The sequence below is a fragment of the Streptomyces sp. JNUCC 63 genome (genome assembly GCF_054366325.1).
The window spans coordinates 5,191,502-5,206,684 of record NZ_CM135963.1 but is presented as its reverse complement, the minus strand read 5'-3'; the positions used below and the strand labels follow the sequence as shown (position 1 = coordinate 5,206,684).

Annotated in this window: 14 protein-coding genes and 1 pseudogene; 5 read left to right on the top strand and 10 right to left on the bottom strand. The window is 71.9% G+C overall.

Going from position 1 to position 15,183, the window contains the following annotated elements; all coding sequences use genetic code 11:
- Both ACX25U_RS23960 and ACX25U_RS23955 read left to right on the top strand, forming a co-directional pair.
- On the top strand, positions 1 to 2,730 hold the full coding sequence (locus tag ACX25U_RS23960) for an ABC transporter permease (RefSeq protein WP_454383015.1): 2,730 nt from the start codon (positions 1 to 3) through the stop codon (positions 2,728 to 2,730).
- Between the two features lie 103 nt (positions 2,731 to 2,833).
- Entirely contained in the window at positions 2,834 to 3,793 is a 960-nt protein-coding gene (locus ACX25U_RS23955; protein WP_454383013.1) for an ABC transporter ATP-binding protein, read from the top strand.
- Positions 3,794 to 3,803: 10 nt separating this feature from the next.
- Here ACX25U_RS23955 and ACX25U_RS23950 read toward each other — a convergent pair whose 3' ends face one another.
- From ACX25U_RS23950 to ettA, 3 genes are read right to left on the bottom strand one after another with little or no spacing between them, the layout of a single operon-like run.
- Positions 3,804 to 4,493 carry a hypothetical protein gene (locus ACX25U_RS23950; protein ID WP_454383011.1) on the bottom strand — a complete coding sequence of 230 codons (690 nt, stop codon included), beginning with the start codon at positions 4,491 to 4,493 and terminating at the stop codon, positions 3,804 to 3,806.
- Entirely contained in the window at positions 4,490 to 4,918 is a 429-nt protein-coding gene (locus tag ACX25U_RS23945) for an acyl-CoA thioesterase (RefSeq protein WP_454383010.1), read from the bottom strand. Before ACX25U_RS23945 ends, ACX25U_RS23950 begins: the two co-directional genes overlap by 4 nt.
- A 9-nt stretch (positions 4,919 to 4,927) precedes the next feature.
- Positions 4,928 to 6,592 (bottom strand): energy-dependent translational throttle protein EttA, encoded by a 1,665-nt coding sequence (gene ettA / locus ACX25U_RS23940; protein WP_454383008.1) that lies wholly within the window; start codon positions 6,590 to 6,592, stop codon positions 4,928 to 4,930.
- A 241-nt stretch (positions 6,593 to 6,833) separates the two neighbouring features.
- On the opposite strand from ettA, the gene ACX25U_RS23935 reads away from it, so the two are divergent.
- The 3 genes from ACX25U_RS23935 to ACX25U_RS23925 all read left to right on the top strand — a co-directional run bounded on the left by ACX25U_RS23935 (position 6,834) and on the right by ACX25U_RS23925 (position 9,300).
- The gene (locus tag ACX25U_RS23935; RefSeq protein WP_454383006.1) at positions 6,834 to 7,352 is read left to right on the top strand and encodes an HAD domain-containing protein; all 519 of its coding nucleotides are present in this window, start codon (positions 6,834 to 6,836) and stop codon (positions 7,350 to 7,352) included.
- Positions 7,353 to 7,717: 365 nt separating this feature from the next.
- On the top strand, positions 7,718 to 8,182 hold the full coding sequence (locus ACX25U_RS23930; RefSeq protein WP_454383004.1) for a GNAT family N-acetyltransferase: 465 nt from the start codon (positions 7,718 to 7,720) through the stop codon (positions 8,180 to 8,182).
- Positions 8,183 to 8,934: 752 nt separating this feature from the next.
- Entirely contained in the window at positions 8,935 to 9,300 is a 366-nt protein-coding gene (locus ACX25U_RS23925; protein ID WP_458633781.1) for a hypothetical protein, read from the top strand.
- 405 nt (positions 9,301 to 9,705) lie between these two features.
- On the opposite strand, the pseudogene ACX25U_RS23920 reads toward ACX25U_RS23925, so the two are convergent.
- The 7 genes and pseudogenes from ACX25U_RS23920 to ACX25U_RS23890 all read right to left on the bottom strand — a co-directional run.
- A pseudogene (locus ACX25U_RS23920) lies at positions 9,706 to 10,074 on the bottom strand (NUDIX domain-containing protein); the annotation flags it as partial.
- Positions 10,014 to 10,151: an NUDIX domain-containing protein gene (locus tag ACX25U_RS23915; protein ID WP_454394476.1), complete on the bottom strand. Its 138-nt coding sequence runs from the start codon at positions 10,149 to 10,151 to the stop codon at positions 10,014 to 10,016. The pseudogene ACX25U_RS23920 and the gene ACX25U_RS23915, both read right to left, overlap by 61 nt.
- Before the next feature lie 61 nt (positions 10,152 to 10,212).
- Complete coding sequence (locus ACX25U_RS23910; protein ID WP_454383002.1) at positions 10,213 to 10,407, bottom strand: hypothetical protein; 195 nt, start codon at positions 10,405 to 10,407, stop codon at positions 10,213 to 10,215.
- An 87-nt stretch (positions 10,408 to 10,494) separates the two neighbouring features.
- Entirely contained in the window at positions 10,495 to 10,791 is a 297-nt protein-coding gene (locus ACX25U_RS23905; protein ID WP_454383000.1) for a hypothetical protein, read from the bottom strand.
- A 101-nt stretch (positions 10,792 to 10,892) separates the two neighbouring features.
- Positions 10,893 to 12,227 carry a Cys-Gln thioester bond-forming surface protein gene (locus ACX25U_RS23900; RefSeq protein WP_454382998.1) on the bottom strand — a complete coding sequence of 445 codons (1,335 nt, stop codon included), beginning with the start codon at positions 12,225 to 12,227 and terminating at the stop codon, positions 10,893 to 10,895.
- Between the two features lie 251 nt (positions 12,228 to 12,478).
- Positions 12,479 to 12,949, bottom strand: coding sequence for a single-stranded DNA-binding protein (locus tag ACX25U_RS23895; RefSeq protein ID WP_454382996.1), 471 nt, complete (start codon positions 12,947 to 12,949; stop codon positions 12,479 to 12,481).
- Positions 12,950 to 13,164: 215 nt separating this feature from the next.
- On the bottom strand, positions 13,165 to 15,180 hold the full coding sequence (locus ACX25U_RS23890) for a GTPase (protein WP_454382994.1): 2,016 nt from the start codon (positions 15,178 to 15,180) through the stop codon (positions 13,165 to 13,167).
- Between the last annotated feature and the right edge of the window lie 3 nt (positions 15,181 to 15,183).

The window sequence follows — 15,183 nt, the reverse complement described above, 5'->3', positions numbered from 1 at the left end:
GTGCACCCCGTCACTCCCGCCTGGATCCGGGTACGGCTGCGCACCGCGCCGGGTGCCGCGGCCGCCCTCGCCCTGCTGGTCGCGCTGACCGCGTGCCTGGCCGCCGCGTTCCCGCGCGCGCTCGACCGGTACGAGGACGCCGGGCTGGTCCGGGCCGTCGAGCGGGCGACTCCGGCACGCACCACCCTGACGATGTACGCCCCGGTGCCGGGCCTGGAGTTCTCGCAGTCGGAACGGGAAGAGGCGCTGCTCCCGCCGGCCCTGGGCCGGCAGTACGCCAAGATCCTCGGCACCGTCCGGCGGCCGCTCGTCGCCGACCCCGGCCAGTCGGCCCACGGGGTGCTGACCGGCGCCGACCTGGCCGTCCCCGACCGCTGGATCCCGCGGCCCAGCGGACTGCCCGCGAAGGTGCGCCTGGTCGCGCAGAGCGGACTGGCCGAGCACTCCTCGGTGCGTACGGGCCGGATGCCCCGGGCGACGGGCCGGGTGACGGCCGCGGCCACGGACGTGGAGGCCGCCGTGTCCGCCGAGACGGCCAGGAGCATGCACATCAAGGTCGGTTCGGTCATTCACGTACCCGCCGTGAACCGCCCGCCGCTCGCCGTCCGCGTCACCGGCATCCTCACCCCGCGCGAACCCGACGGCGCCTACTGGTCGACCGCGCCGCTGCTGCGCACGCCGGCCCTGGTCGAGGTGCCCTCGCCCGATCTCGACCCGCCGAAGTACTGGCTCGGCGCCCTGCTCCTGCCGCCCGAGGCCGCCCCGGCCCTGCTGGGGACCGGAGCGAGCCCCTGGCGTTACTGGCAGGTGGCGCCCGACACCCACGCCGTGCACGCCCACGAGCTCGACGGCCTGAAGTCCGCGGTCGCCGCCCTGAAGTCCGGGCCGGGTCTGGCCCGGCTGCGCGCGGCCACCGATCCGGGCGCGCAGGCATACACCGACCTCGACGACGTCCTCACCTCCTACGGCCGCCTGAGGTCCGACATCGTCCCGCTGGTCGCGGTCGCCGTCTCCGGCAGCGCGACGGTCGCCGCCGTCGCCCTGCTGATGGCCGGGGGCCTGGCCGCCGACCGCCGCCGCGCCGAACTCGCCCTGCTGCGCGCCCGCGGCGCCTCCCTGCGCGGCCTGACCGGCCGGCTGCTCGCGGAGACGGCGGTGGTCGCCGTGCCCGCCGGGGCGCTCGGGCTCGGTGCGGCCCTGCTCGCCGTCCCCGAGGGCCGCCGACTCCCCGCGGTCGTCGCGGCCGCCGCGGTCACGGCCGTGGCCTGTGCCGCGCTGCCGCTGCGCGCGGCGGTCGCGCACCGCGTGGTCCGCGTCCACGGCCCACGCGAGGACACGGTGTCCGTACGTCCCTCCCGGCGCCGCACGGTCGCCGAGCTCACGCTGCTGGTGATCGCGGTGGGGGCGGTGGAGACGCTGCGGCGGCGCGGGGTCTCGGACGGGGCGGGGGATCAGCTGGTGTCGCTGGCGCCGGTGCTGGTGGGCGTGATCGCGGCCCTGGTGCTGGTCCGCCTGTACCCGTTGCCGCTGCGCCGGCTGACGCGCCCGGCCGGCCGGCTGCGCGGTGTGGTGGGCCATCTGTCCCTGGCCCGTGCGGGCCGTACGTCCGTCTCGGCGGTGCTGCCCCTGCTGGCGCTGCTGACCGCGCTCACCACCGCCGCCTTCGGTGGTTCGGTGCTGGCGGGGGTGGCCGGCGCCCGCGACCACGCCGCTCTCCTCGCGGTCGGCGCCGACGGTCGTGTCGAGGGGCCCGACGGGCTGCCCGCCGAGCTGCCCGACCGGGTCCGCCGCGAACCGGGCGTGCGGGACGTCACCGAAGTGAGCGTCGACTACCGGGCCAAGGCGGGAGAGAACCTGACGCAGGTGTCCCTGGCGGGCGTCGGCCCGGCGGACTACGCCTCGCTGGCCGGGCGTACCGGCCTCGGTGCCTTCCCGGAGGAGCAGCTGCGGCGGCCGGCCGCCGACCCGCGGGCCCCGCTGCCCGCGCTGGCCTCCCCGTCGGTCGCCGAGAGGTACGGCACCCGGCCCTTCCCGGTGCGGCTGGACGACGGCACCGACATCACCGTCCGGATCGTCGCCGTCCGGGACCGGACACCGGCCGTGCTCAGCACCAGTTTCCTGGTCGTGGACCGGGCCGGGATGAGCCGCGAGACGGCGCGTACGAGTGTGTTGCTGCTGACCGGTGACCACCTGGACGCGGGCGCCCTGCGCCGGATGGCGGGCAGGTCCGCGTCCGTGAGCACGCGTGCCGGGGAACGGGCCGAGTACGTCGACTCGCCCCTGCAGTCCGGCGCCGAGACCGTCTACACGGTGGCGGTGGCGGCCGGTGCCGGGTACGCCGTACTGGCTCTGCTCCTCGCCCTGCTGCGCGCCGCGCCCGAACGTGCCGCGCTCCTCGCCCGCCTGCGCACCATGGGTCTCACCCGCGCCCAGGGCCGCCGCCTCCTCGTCCTGGAGTCGCTCCCCCAGGCCCTGCTCGCCGCGGCGGGCGGCGCGCTGACGGGCTGGGTGACCATCCGCCTCCTGTCTCCCGGCATCGACCTGACGGCCATCGCCCTGCCGTCGACGGCGGCGTCCACCGGCGGGAACGCGCTGCGGACGGACCCGCTGTCCCTCGCCCTGCCGGCGGCGGCGGTTCTGCTGCTGGCGGTGGGGGTCGCCGTCGGGCAGGCCTGGTGGACGGGGCGGCGGGGCTCGGTACGGGAGCTGAGGGCGGGGGACGCGAGATGAATCCAGCCGAGCGCCGCAGCAGCCGGAGCCGCAGCAGCCGCTCCAGTCGCCGTGACCGCCGTAGCCGCTCGAGTCGCCGTAACCGCCGCCCAGGAGACCTCCGATGACGACGAACCCCAGCCTGGCCGACCTGGCCCAGCGAGCGGCCGCGGACCGCTCCCGCCCGGTCTACGGCCACGACGCGCTGATCAGCTGCGACCGTCTGGTCCGCATCTTCACCACCGACGGCGTGGAGGTCCAGGCGCTCCAGGGCCTGGACCTGCTCGTCCGCGAGGGCGAGCTCATGGCTCTCGTCGGCGCGTCCGGCAGCGGCAAGTCGACCCTCATGAACATCCTGGCCGGCCTGGACACCCCCACGGCCGGCGCGGCCCGGGTCGCGGACCACGACCTGCTCACCATGACCGCGAAGGACCGCCTCCGTTACCGCCGCGAGGTCGTCGGCTTCGTCTGGCAGCAGACCTCCCGCAACCTCCTGCCCTATCTGACCGCGGCGCAGAACGTCGCCCTGCCCATGCAGCTGTCCGGCACGTGGGGGCGGGGCCGCCGCGCCAAGGCGGAACGCGCGCTGGAACTGCTGGAGTTGCTTCAGGTGGGCGACTGCCGCGACCGCCGCCCGCACGAGATGTCCGGGGGCCAGCAGCAGCGCGTCGCGATCGCGGTGGCCCTCGCCAACAACCCGGCGGTGCTGCTCGCCGACGAGCCGACCGGCGAGCTCGACTCCCACACCGCCGAGCAGGTCTTCGCCGCCTTCCGCACCGCCAACGAACGCCTGGGCACCACCATCGTCATCGTCACCCACGACCAGGCGGTCGCCACCGAGGTCCGCCGCACGGTCGCCATCCGCGACGGCCGTACGTCCACGGAGGTGCTGCGCCGCAGCGAGGTGGACGCGGCGACCGGCGACGAGCGGGTGGTGAGCCGCGAGTACGCCATGCTGGACCGCGCCGGCCGCCTGCAACTGCCCGCCGAGTACACCCAGGCCCTGGGCATGCGCGACCGGGTGGCGCTGGAGCTGGAGCCGGACCACATCGCGGTGTGGCCGGACGACAGTCAGAGGGGCTGACCGGACCGGGTCAGCGGACGCTGACGCCCAGGGCGCCGAGCCCCGTCTCGGCCCGCCGTACGGCGATCGAGCCGTACGGAGTCCGCAGCCGCAGCCACGCGCCCGACGAGAACAGCGCCAGGTCCCCCGGCCCGGGGACCGCCGGGGGCCTGAGGAACCGCAGCGACTGCGCCGCGTGCACCGCCCGCACGGGCAACTGGGTCTGTCCGACCATCCGGGACCAGATCTCCCGCCCGATCCGGTCGAGTTCGGCGCGCGTGCGCCGCTCCTGAGCCAACTCCTGTGTGCGGGAGCGGAATTCGGCGACGGCGGCGGACACCATCGCGCCCAGGGCCTCCGCCGGGGGCAGCCCCGGCTCCGGGCGCCAGCCGCCGCGCGGCGGGAGTACGCCCGCCCACGGCGGTCCGGTCACCGCGGCCGGGACGCGGGCCGAGGCCGCCGGCTCGTCGACCGCCTCCAGCAGTTCACCGGCGGAGACGGTCGCGTCGAGGGTGACGTCGAGCCCGTTCTCGTACGGCTTGGCCAGCCGTACCGCGCGGACCGCCAGCACCTCGAAGGACGGCGGACGCCCGAACACGGCGAGCGCCGTGCCCGCCGCCTGCAGGCGCACCGCGGCGGCACGGTCGTAGTGCAGCAGCCGGGAGAGGAAGGCGGCGAGGTCCGCCGCCTCCGTCTCGTCGGCGAGGTGGAGGACCGTCATGCGGCGACGGCCTTCTCCTCGGCTTCGGCGTCGTCCGCGTCGTCCGTGTACTCCTGGAGGAACTCCCGCTCCTCCGCGGTGATCCGGCGGGGGCGCTGCGCCTCGAAGTCGAACGGCACGATCACCGTCGAGGCCCGGACGTAGATCTGGTCGCCGTCCTTGACCTCGTAGGAGAGGGTGAAGGACGCCGCCTTGATCTCGGTGACCCACAGCTCGATGTCCACCGGCTCGTGCCGGTGGACGAGCTGCCGCTTGTAGTCGATCTCGTGGCGCGCCACCACGGACCCCTGCTGGAACTCCTTGTCCGGGCGGAACAGGAAGTCGATACGGGCCTCCTCCAGGTAGCGGAGAAACACCACGTTGTTGACGTGGCCGTACGCGTCCATGTCCGCCCAGCGCAGGGGGCAGCGGTATGTGTGGCGCATCTGTTTCGATCAGCCCCGGGTCAGCTTCTTGTAGGTGGCGCGGTGCGGGCGGGCGGCGTCCGGGCCGAGCCGCTCGACCTTGTTCTTCTCGTACGACTCGAAGTTGCCCTCGAACCAGAACCACTTGGAGTCGCCCTCGTAGGCGAGGATGTGCGTCGCCACGCGGTCCAGGAACCACCGGTCGTGGGAGACGACCACGGCGCAGCCGGGGAACTCCAGCAGCGCGTTCTCCAGGCTGGACAGGGTCTCGACGTCGAGGTCGTTGGTCGGCTCGTCGAGGAGCAGCAGGTTGCCGCCCTGCTTCAGGGTGAGCGCGAGGTTGAGGCGGTTGCGCTCACCGCCGGAGAGCACACCGGCCGGCTTCTGCTGGTCCGGTCCCTTGAAGCCGAAGGCGGACACGTATGCCCGGGAGGGCATCTCGACCTGGCCGACGTTGATGTAGTCCAGCTCGTCGGAGACGACGGCCCACAGCGACTTCTTCGGGTCGATGTTCTCGCGGGTCTGGTCGACGTAGGAGACCTTGACGGTGTCGCCGACCTTGATGCTGCCGGAGTCCGGCTCCTCGAGGCCCTGGATCATCTTGAAGAGCGTGGTCTTGCCGGCGCCGTTCGGGCCGATGACACCCACGATGCCGTTGCGCGGCAGCGTGAAGGAGAGGTCGTCGATCAGGCACTTCTCCCCGAAGGACTTGCGGAGGTTGTTGACCTCGACGACGACGTTGCCCAGGCGCGGGCCCGGCGGGATCTGGATCTCCTCGAAGTCCAGCTTCCGCATCTTCTCGGCCTCGGCGGCCATCTCCTCGTAGCGGGCCAGACGCGCCTTGGACTTGGCCTGCCGCCCCTTGGCGTTGGACCGCACCCACTCGAGCTCGTCCTTCAGGCGCTTCTGCCGCTTGGCGTCCTTCTGGCCCTCGACCTTGAGGCGGGCGGCCTTGGTCTCGAGGTACTTGGAGTAGTTGCCCTCGTAGCCGTGCAGGCGGCCGCGGTCGACCTCGCAGATCCACCCGGCGACGTTGTCGAGGAAGTACCGGTCGTGGGTGACGGCCACGACGGTGCCCGGGTACTTGGCCAGGTGCTGCTCCAGCCACTGCACCGACTCGGCGTCGAGGTGGTTGGTGGGCTCGTCGAGGAGCAGCAGGTCGGGCTGCTCGAGCAGCAGCTTGCACAGCGCGACGCGGCGCTTCTCACCACCGGAGAGGTTGGTGACGGGCCAGTCGCCGGGCGGGCAGCCGAGCGCGTCCATGGCCTGCTCGAGCTGGGCGTCGAGGTCCCAGGCATTGGCGTGGTCCAGCTCCTCCTGGAGCTTGCCCATCTCCTCCAGCAGGGCGTCCGAGTAGTCGGTGGCCATCTGCTCGGCGATCTCGTTGAACCGGTCGAGCTTGCCCTTGATCTCGGCGACGCCCTCCTGGACGTTCTCCAGGACCGTCTTCTCCTCGTTCAGCGGGGGTTCCTGCAGCAGGATGCCGACGCTGTAGCCGGGCGTGAGGAACGCGTCACCGTTGGACGGCTGCTCCAGCCCCGCCATGATCTTCAGCACGGTCGACTTGCCGGCGCCGTTCGGGCCGACGACGCCGATCTTGGCACCCGGCAGGAAGTTCAGGGTGACGTCGTCGAGAATCACCTTGTCGCCGTGCGCCTTGCGCGCCTTGCGCATGGTGTAAATGAACTCAGCCAAGAGAAACCGTCCGGCAGCTTGAAATCAGGCAGTGGGCAGATACACCCCATCTTGCCGCACCGCCACCCCTGGGCGGAAACCCGTGCGGTCGTGGGGCGCTGACCTGGGGCTTCGCTGGTGGCGGATGTGGCTCGCCTGTCGCTGTCGGTCGCCGTTGGTCGGCCTCGGGGGGCCTCGGACGGCCCACAGACGGCCCAGGGCAGAGAGTGCCACTCCCCCGCCGCCGGGCTATCGTGCCGCCGTGACAAGCGCGGCGGAGCGCCCCATCCTCTTCCTCGACGTTGACGGCCCACTCATCCCGTTCGGGTCGTCACCCAGTCGCCTGCAAGTCCCTGCTTCCGGCTCCCGGACGTCCCTCGACCAGGGGAACCCGCTGCTCGGACGGCTTGACCCCGGCCTTGGGCCGCGCCTCATGACCTTGGGCTGCCATCTCGTGTGGGCCTCGACATGGATGGCGGAGGCGAACGAGGCCGTCGCCCCACACATCGGACTGCCAAGGCTGCCCGTCGTGGAGTGGCCGGACGCCTGCGCCGACGACAGCCCACGCGGCCTGCACTGGAAGACCCGCTACCTTGTCGAGTGGGCCAACCGCCGGCCGTTCATCTGGGTCGACGACGAGATCAGCGCCATGGACCGCCTCTGGGTCGCCGCCCAACATCCTGGGCCGTCGCTCCTTCATCGCGTCGACCCGGCCAAAGGCCTCGTAGACGCCGACTTCTCCGCGCTCGCCGGCTGGCTCCGTGCCGTTGCACCGAGCTGAGCCACAGGACCAGGCGATTAGAGGATGCGGGCACGCCTTGGTAAGCCAGTCCCATCGCACCCTGTGGCTGCCACGCCAGGTCGCCGAGTGCCGCTGCTGTTCGCCATCGTTGCCGTCAGTGCTGCCGTCGCTGCCGTCAGTGCTGCCGTCACTGCCATTGGTGCTGCTGCCGTGTGACCACCGCATCAGGAGTTCGATCGCGGGCTGGTTCTGGTGTCGTCGCCCGTTGTCGTGACGACCGGATCGGCGTGCGTGGGTACACGCCTGCCCGGAGTTGTTGATGTCAGGGCTCGTCACGACGGCTTTCGGTGCTGTCTCCCAATATTTGCGAGAGATCGGTAGGGGCCCGAGGGTAATCTCCCGCGGTGACCTCACCTGACCAGCCCCTCGTGGCTCCCGATTTCGCCGTACCGCACCCGCCTGCCACCGACCGCTTCCGCCTGGAGCCCCTCGGCCCTCAGCACAATGCTGCCGATCACGCCGCCTGGACCTCCAGCATCGCCCACATTCGAGCCAACCCCGACTTCGCCGGCCGCTCCTGGCCGCCTCCAGGGGGCATGTCCCTGGAGGCCAACCTCGACGACCTGCGCCGGCACGCGGAGGACTTCGACCGGCGCGTCGGCTTCACTTACACCGTCCTGTCGGTCCCCGGGGATGACGTCATCGGCTGTGTCTACATATACGGCTCACGCCAGGACCCTGGTGTTACTGACGCCCGCTCCTGGGTCCGGGCGGACCATGCTTCCCTCGACGCCGAGCTCTACCGCGTCGTCAGCGACTGGCTGGCCCGCGAGTGGCCCTTCGAGCGTGTGGCGTACGCGCCTCGCTGAGCCAGGCGATCCGTGCCGCCACGTCAGAAGGCCCGCATGTGCACATGCGGGCCTTCTGATCTGGTTGATTCGTCCGGGACTTGAAGCCCGGACCCCTTCGTCCCGAAGCAACTTGGGTGAGCGCTCGACCTTGGGCCGCCGTGCCGCTCACCTGCTGCGATGGTCCACAGGTGTGCGTGGTTGTCCGCCGCTGTGCGTCGGCGTTGCCACGCACTTGGACACTCACTGTTGCTGCCCGTTGCTTTCCGCTCAATCGGGCATACGGTGGATACGACGGAGTCGCCAGGCGCGGATCTCGCCGTAGAGCACGGTTGCCGCAAGTATGAAGAGCACGGTCTCTATGCTTGCTGACCACGGTTCAGGCACCCACCAGTGACCTATGACCGCCACCCCAGCGAGGATCGGCACGGCGAGGAGGTAGCCGCGCAGACGCGCACGCAGCCGACGCACATCGTGCCGTGGTTCAACTGCCATGATGGCCCTGTGTCATCGCGGGACGATGCCTGATCACAAGCGTATGCTGCTCACCTTTGCCCGGTAGGTCAACGCTCCAGCAAGGACTCGGTGTTGGATCACGTATCGGCTAGTTCTTCTGGAAGTGACGACCCAAGTCTCTGGCATGCGGCGGCCCACTGCGGCTGAGCCTGTGACCTGCGTGGATGCCGGGACTAGTTGTCATCATCTGTCAACGTCGATTCGCCTCGGACGGCCCAGAGACGGCCCGGCCAGGCGGCAGCTGCAATGATCTCTGAATGAGGTATCCCGCTACAGACGAGCTGTCGCCCGCAGAGCGCGCCTTCATGATCAACGCGGCCGAGATCGACATCCTTCCCGGTGTCCTAGGCGATCTGGACGAGCCGCTCGCGTCCGGGGGCCCCTCAGATCTTGCTGCGATCCTCCTGCCACTGGTCGACAAAGGTTGGGTCGAGGTGTGCCGCCTCATTCCCTGGATCGCCCCCGATGGGGCCCATGGTCTTCAACCCGGTCCTTCCGTCCCGCGACAGGACCTTCCCGCCCTGCTGGCAGACGCCGAGAACTGGGAGTACCCGGACGACGGTGAATGGCTGGGCCGCCTGACACTCGTCCTCACCGAAGCGGGACGACGGATTCCCCAGTGACCTGCAGTCGAACACGCGGTCGGCGGAGCGGCTTTCGGGCTGGAGCTGCTTTGGCGCGAGTGATCATGGCCCCTTACGCCGGCCCGCGGATCGGGCAGGCTTGTGGACCTGCCCGTTGGTGCCTGATGTGGGGCCATGATCTTCGAGGCTCGCGCCAAAGTGGCTGCCTGAAAGCAGTGGAGCCGACCGGCCTCAGCCACGACGTGTTCTGACCTCATGCACTGCGTGCCTGTCCTCTTGGGCGGGAGCGGGCGGCCGGCGGTACCGAGCGAGGCGGAGACATGAGCGCGGGCGCCGCCGGACGCCCGCGCCCGCCCGGAGGAGCGAAGCGACGACGGGTGCTTGATGAACGTAGAGAAACTTCCACCGCACCAGGCTCAGGCCGTATCGGCCTCCTCCATACCGCTATGCGGCAACGCCGTTCGGCTGCTGGCCATGCTCGAGATAGATCGGTGCGGCTCCTGATGACCGGGCCTCGATGGCGGCAAGGATCCGTCGAGCCAGGCGCGGAATCGTCCGCTCGGCCACCTCGTCGGGGGCCACGAACGCAAAGCTCTTCAGCTCGTCCGCCTGCAGGGTCACTCCAGCCTGAGCCTCCGACGTGAGCTGACCGCCGTCGAAGAGGTACAGCACCTTGTCGCCCTCGGCATCGTTCGGCGCCCAGTCGACGGCCAGCAAGCGCACCAGCGGAGGAGTGATGCCCAGCTCCTCCCTCACCTCGCGAACGGCGGCCTGGAAGGGGACTCCCCCACCTCGACGTAGCCGCCGGGGATGTCCCCGTAGTCCTTGTAGGTAGGCTGCACCATGAGGACCCGCCCGCCGGCACCAAAGAAAAGCGCACCCGCGGCCATGCGCGGATGCGCCATCTTCGCTTCGTGCTCGCTCGCTGCCATGCGGCCGAACGTACCCACCTCAGACGACATGCAGCCGGTGGGCAAGCTCCGCCAGTGTCCGGCTCGGTCGGCCGCGCTGGTTCCGCACCCAGGTAAGGACAAGCTCCCGGGCGAGGTAGCGACTGCGGACCTGCTCCGGTGCCCACTGCTCCGCTTCGAGGATCATCGACAGTGCGTCGTCCGTCCGGTTGTGCGCGCTGAGGGCTCGGGCCACTTCGAGTTCTGGGAACGGTTCGGGGACTGTGTCAGTGGCTGGTCCGGTACCGCGGTCGCCGTCGGGCGGTCTCGGCGCGAGCGTGCGTCACGCCTCTTCCAGGGCGTCCCCGAACTCGCGCAGGGTCTTGCCGTGGTGGCTGCGGGCCAGTTCGTGCCCGACGGCGACGGCGAGGGCGATCGGCCATTCGATGAGGTCGAGTGCGGTGAGGATGCCGAGGCCCGCGAGGTAGACGAGCTGGTCCTTCGGCGGCAGTTCGAGCCGGTGGTTGCCGATGGGGATGGTCACCGCATCGCCCGAGAGAACGCGTTCGGCAGCGGCGCGGGCGCCATGGTGCCTGGTGGGCGCTGTGCCGGGGGCTGTTCCGCTTGCTTGCACGGTCATGTCGCATCCCGTTCCACCGGCCGGTGCCGGGCATCCGCTCGATGTGTCTGTCTCTCCTTCCACGCTAGCCCGATATATGTCGTAGCGCCCCACTTTGGACGTCAGTCCTGGGTTGTCTTCTTCTTGCGGACGATGCTCAGCGCCGTGGCGCCCAGGACCAGCAGGCTGAGGCCGGTCGCGGCGATCAGGGGGGTGGTGTCGGTGCCGCCGGTGTCGGCGAGGTTGGTGCCGGTGGAGGGGGTGCCGACCGTGGCGGGGCTGGGTTCGCTGAGCGTCCGGGCCGTGGTGCCGGCCGGGCTGCCCTGGGTCTCGCAGTCCAGGACGCCGGTGAAGCGCTGCCCGTGGCCGCCCGGGCCGGTGATCGTGAAGTCGTAGGCCTGGTCCTCCTGGAGCGGGATCGTCACCGTCTGGGAGGCGCCCGCGGCGACGGTGTGCCGGATGCCCATCAACTCGAAGGTGAACGGCTCGTCGCCCTTGTTGGCCGCGGTGATGTCCAGGCCGCCCTCGGCGCAGTTCTTCGCTGCGGACAGCGCGGGTATCGCGCCCTTCGCGGCCCAGGTGGCACGGGCGGTCGCGGAGACCGTGGACTCGCTGGAGCCGGCCAGTATCTGGGCCTGGCTGCGGCTGTCGGAGGTGAAGGCGCGGCCGACCGGAACGGTGGTGGAGGCCTGCGCCGTCAACGTGGCCGCGCCGTCCGCGGTGTCCTCGGGGACGTCGAAGAACACCTGGCTGCCGTTCGTGGCGGACGTGATCTCCTTGCCGTCCTTGCCGACGATCCGCACACCGCTGGTGGCGGCGCCCACGGGAGGTGTGAGCGTCACGCTGCTCGCGTCCGTGCGCACCGTCACCGGGCCGAACCTCTCGCCCGGGTGGCCGGAGACGGCCGGCGGGTCGAGGGTCAGCGAGGCCCGCGGTTCGGGCAGGTCGCGGGCGCTCTTCTCCAGGTAGTCCGCGAGCTTCTCGGCCTCCGGGTCGACGGCGTCGACGTCCGCGCCGTCGGAGTAGCGCCAGATGGCCACCTGGGTGCCGGCCGCCGCGTCCTGCTCGGTGAGGTTCCTGACGCCCGCCTTGGCGGCGAGCGCCGCGAGGTCGTTCACCTGCGGGTAGGAGTTCTGCAGGATCCAGCGGATTTTCCCGGCGTCTTTGTTGGCCGCCAGCGAGGTGCCGCTCCACGGCGTCTCGTGGTACCTGGCGTCCCGCTGGGTGGGGTTGTGCATGTCGATGCAGTAGGTCTGCAGGGTGCCGCCGCCGTCGACGGACATCTCGAACAGGCCCGCGGAGACCTGGTGGTCCCCGCCGTCGTCATGGATGACGGCGGCGCCGTAGGTCTTCAGGCCGCCCAGGGTGGCGGTCGCCCCGCCCGGACTCTGCGACGTCCCCTCGGCGGCGGCCGGGCCGGCGGTGGCCATCACACCGGCGGCGACGAGTCCCGACATCAGGGCCGCGGCGGCGAGACGGGCCGCTCCTCGCCCGCGCGCGGACGGCGCAGAGTACCAAGCACACACAGAATTCCCCTTCGAGCAGGACCGTTGACGCAGGGGGGTGCGGTCCCACCAGCAGAATCTTCAAGCCCCAAGAGCCATGCCCGGCATCCTAAGGACCGCCCGCACCGCCACTTGACTGTCGTATCGTCAGATGACTGATCCGAATCGGAATCGTTATGACCAAGATCGGCTCACGACCCCTGTCAGCCCGTCACCGCGGCCACCGGCTCCGGCTGTTGCGGTGAGGGCGCGTCCGGGGCCGGTGTCTCCCACGTGGGTTCCGGTCTCGGAGGCGAACTCGCCATCCGCGGCTCTGCCCTGACGGTGCGCCGGAAGGCCGTCGTGCCCCGCGCCAGGTCGTGGCCGATCGCCAGGGCGTCGATGTCCGCCCAGGTCCTGCTGGCGCCATCGCGGGTCTCCGTGCGCACCTTCAGCCGGCCCTGCACGATGACGGGGTCGCCCACGTTCAGCGACGCCACAGCGTTGCCGGCGAGCTGGCGGTTGGCCCACACCGTGAAGAAGTTGGTGTGCCCGTCCGTCCAGGCGTTCTTCTCCCGGTCCCAGTAGCGCGAGGTCACCGCCAGCCGGAACCGCGCCGAGGCACCCGAGGGCAGCTCCCGGTGCACCGGCTGCGTCGCCACGTTGCCCACGGTGCACACGATCGTCTCGTTCATCGTTCGATCCCCTCCTCCGCCCGGCCGTCCGGGCCGGGCGGACACGCGTACGGGCCCGTCCCGTACGGCTGCGTCTGCCGTGACGACCGCGTCCGTCGCGATCGCCGCGGGACCAGACTGCCTCCGCCGGGCCGAGCCCGCTGGGGCCTGTGGACCACCGCCTGCCTGTGGAAAACTCCCTCACCCGTACGGGTGGCAGGGCTCCCTGCCCCGCCTCACCGCACCCCCGTCCCCATGACCCGTGCGTACTGCTCACGCACCTCCCGGTACCGCAGCAGCTCCGCCGCCACCGGATCCAGCACCCGGGCACGGCCGCACCCCGCCGCGGCCTCCCGCAGCCGGCGCTCCGCCTCCTGCCCGTACCGCCGTGCCGGTCCGCGTGCAGCGATCCGGCAGCTCCACTCCACGAGCGGCCCGCCGACGATGCCGGCGATCATGAGCAGTACCGGCACCCCCAGGTTCGGCGCCATCACCCCGACGATCTGGCCGACCAGCCACAGCCCCCCGACGACCTGGAGGATCGTCATCGCCGCCTGCGCGAGGACCGCGGCCGGCCACCAGCCCGGGCGCGGCGGCCGCCCCGGGGGCAGCCCGGTGCGCGCCGCCAGCTCGTCCAGTGCCTCGGGCAGCCCCTGGGCACCGCGTACGGCGGCCTCGCGCACCGCCTGCGCCCACGCCGTGGGCAGGCCGGCCGAGGCCCGGTCGGCCACCGTGCGCACCGCCTGTTCGACGCGCTGCCGGGCGGTGGCCTCCTCGTCCGGCTGCGTGCGCAGCGGCAGGCGGCCGGTGGGCGGCTCGCGCAGGTCCTGGCACCACCGCCACAGCCGCAGCCAGGGCGTGCCGCAGGCCTTGTTGGCGTTGCGCAGCCAGGCCCGCTCGGCCGCCTCGCCCGCCGCGGTGGCGCCCACCGCGTCCGCGAGTCGTGCCGCGAACTCCTCGCGCGCCTCCTCGCTGAGCCCGGCGCTCCTCCGGGTGGCGTACACGGGCCGCAGGCGCACCGCCGCGGCGTCCACGTCGGCCGAGACCCGCCGCGCCGCGGCCCCGCGCTCGGCCACGAACTGGCCGAGCGCCTCACGCAGTTCACCGACGCCGTCCCCGGTGAGCGCGGACACCGCGAGCACGGTCGCGCCCGGCTCGCCGTACTCGCCGAGCGCGATCCCGTCCTCGTCGAGCAGCCGACGCAGGTCGTCCAGGACCTGGTCGGCGGCCTCGCCGGGCAGCCGGTCGACCTGGTTGAGGACGACGAACATGACCTCCGCGTGGCCGGCCAGGGGGCGCAGATAGCGCTCGTGGAGGACGGCGTCGGCGTACTTCTCCGGGTCGACGACCCAGATGACGGCGTCGACGAGCGCGAGGATGCGGTCCACGTGCTCGCGGTGCTGCACGGCGGCCGAGTCGTGGTCGGGCAGGTCGACCAGGACCAGCCCGCGCAGCTGCGGGTCGGGATCCGGGCCCTGCAGGGGACGTCTGCGCAGCCGCCCCGGGATGCCGAGGCGGTCGATGAGGCTCGCCGCGCCGTCGCTCCAGCTGCACGCGATGGGCGCCGCGGTGGTCGGCCTGCGTACGCCGGTCTCCGAGATGGCCACTCCCGCGAGCGCGTTGAACAACTGGGACTTGCCGCTGCCGGTGGCGCCCGCGATGGCGACGACGGTGTGCTGCCCGGAGAGGCGGCGCCGCGCCGCCGCCTCGTCCAGGACGCGGCTCGCCTCGGCGAGGGTGCCGCTGTCGAGCCGGGTGCGGGACAGGCCCACCAGTTCGCGCAGCGCGTCGAGCCGTGACCGCAGCGGTGCGTCGTACGTCAGCGGGGGCACCGGCAGCGGCCTGGGGGACCTGGGCTCGACGGGCAGGAGGGGGACGGCGCCGATGGTGGCCGGCTCGGTGACGCGGCGCGCGATCAGCCCGTCGTCCCAGACGCCGTCGGATTCCGTACGGCTCGGGGTGTCGTCGTCCCTCACGCGCGTGGGGCGGTCGTGGTGCCGCACGCGTGTGTGGGCGAGCGCGGCGGACGCGGTCCCGCCGTGCTCCGCCGCCGCGGGAGCGGAGAGGCGGCGCTCCTCGGCGCTCACCGGCTTCTCCGTGTTCCCGGCCTCCGGCACGTCCTCGGCCGCCTGAGGGTTCTCGGTCCTGTCCTCCCCTGTCTCCTGCCCGCTCGGCCTGTTGCCCTCGGTGGCGACGACGCCCTCCGTCTGCTCGGTGTGTTCCGTTCGGTCCTGGTCAGTGACGGCGGTCACCGG

Excerpts from the sequence above, each read along its gene's own strand:
- ACX25U_RS23945 (WP_454383010.1), bottom strand. The coding sequence starts at position 4,918 with ATGCGCCACACATACCGCTGCCCCCTGCGCTGGGCGGACATGGACGCG.
- ACX25U_RS23915 (WP_454394476.1), bottom strand. The coding sequence starts at position 10,151 with ATGGCCGCGGGTGCGCTTTTCTTTGGTGCCGGCGGGCGGGTCCTCATG.
- ACX25U_RS23925 (WP_458633781.1), top strand. The coding sequence starts at position 8,935 with ATGAGGTATCCCGCTACAGACGAGCTGTCGCCCGCAGAGCGCGCCTTC.
- ACX25U_RS23895 (WP_454382996.1), bottom strand. The coding sequence starts at position 12,949 with ATGAACGAGACGATCGTGTGCACCGTGGGCAACGTGGCGACGCAGCCG.
- ACX25U_RS23950 (WP_454383011.1), bottom strand. The coding sequence starts at position 4,493 with ATGACGGTCCTCCACCTCGCCGACGAGACGGAGGCGGCGGACCTCGCC.
- ACX25U_RS23905 (WP_454383000.1), bottom strand. The coding sequence starts at position 10,791 with ATGACCGTGCAAGCAAGCGGAACAGCCCCCGGCACAGCGCCCACCAGG.
- ACX25U_RS23900 (WP_454382998.1), bottom strand. The coding sequence starts at position 12,227 with ATGTCGGGACTCGTCGCCGCCGGTGTGATGGCCACCGCCGGCCCGGCC.
- ACX25U_RS23955 (WP_454383013.1), top strand. The coding sequence starts at position 2,834 with ATGACGACGAACCCCAGCCTGGCCGACCTGGCCCAGCGAGCGGCCGCG.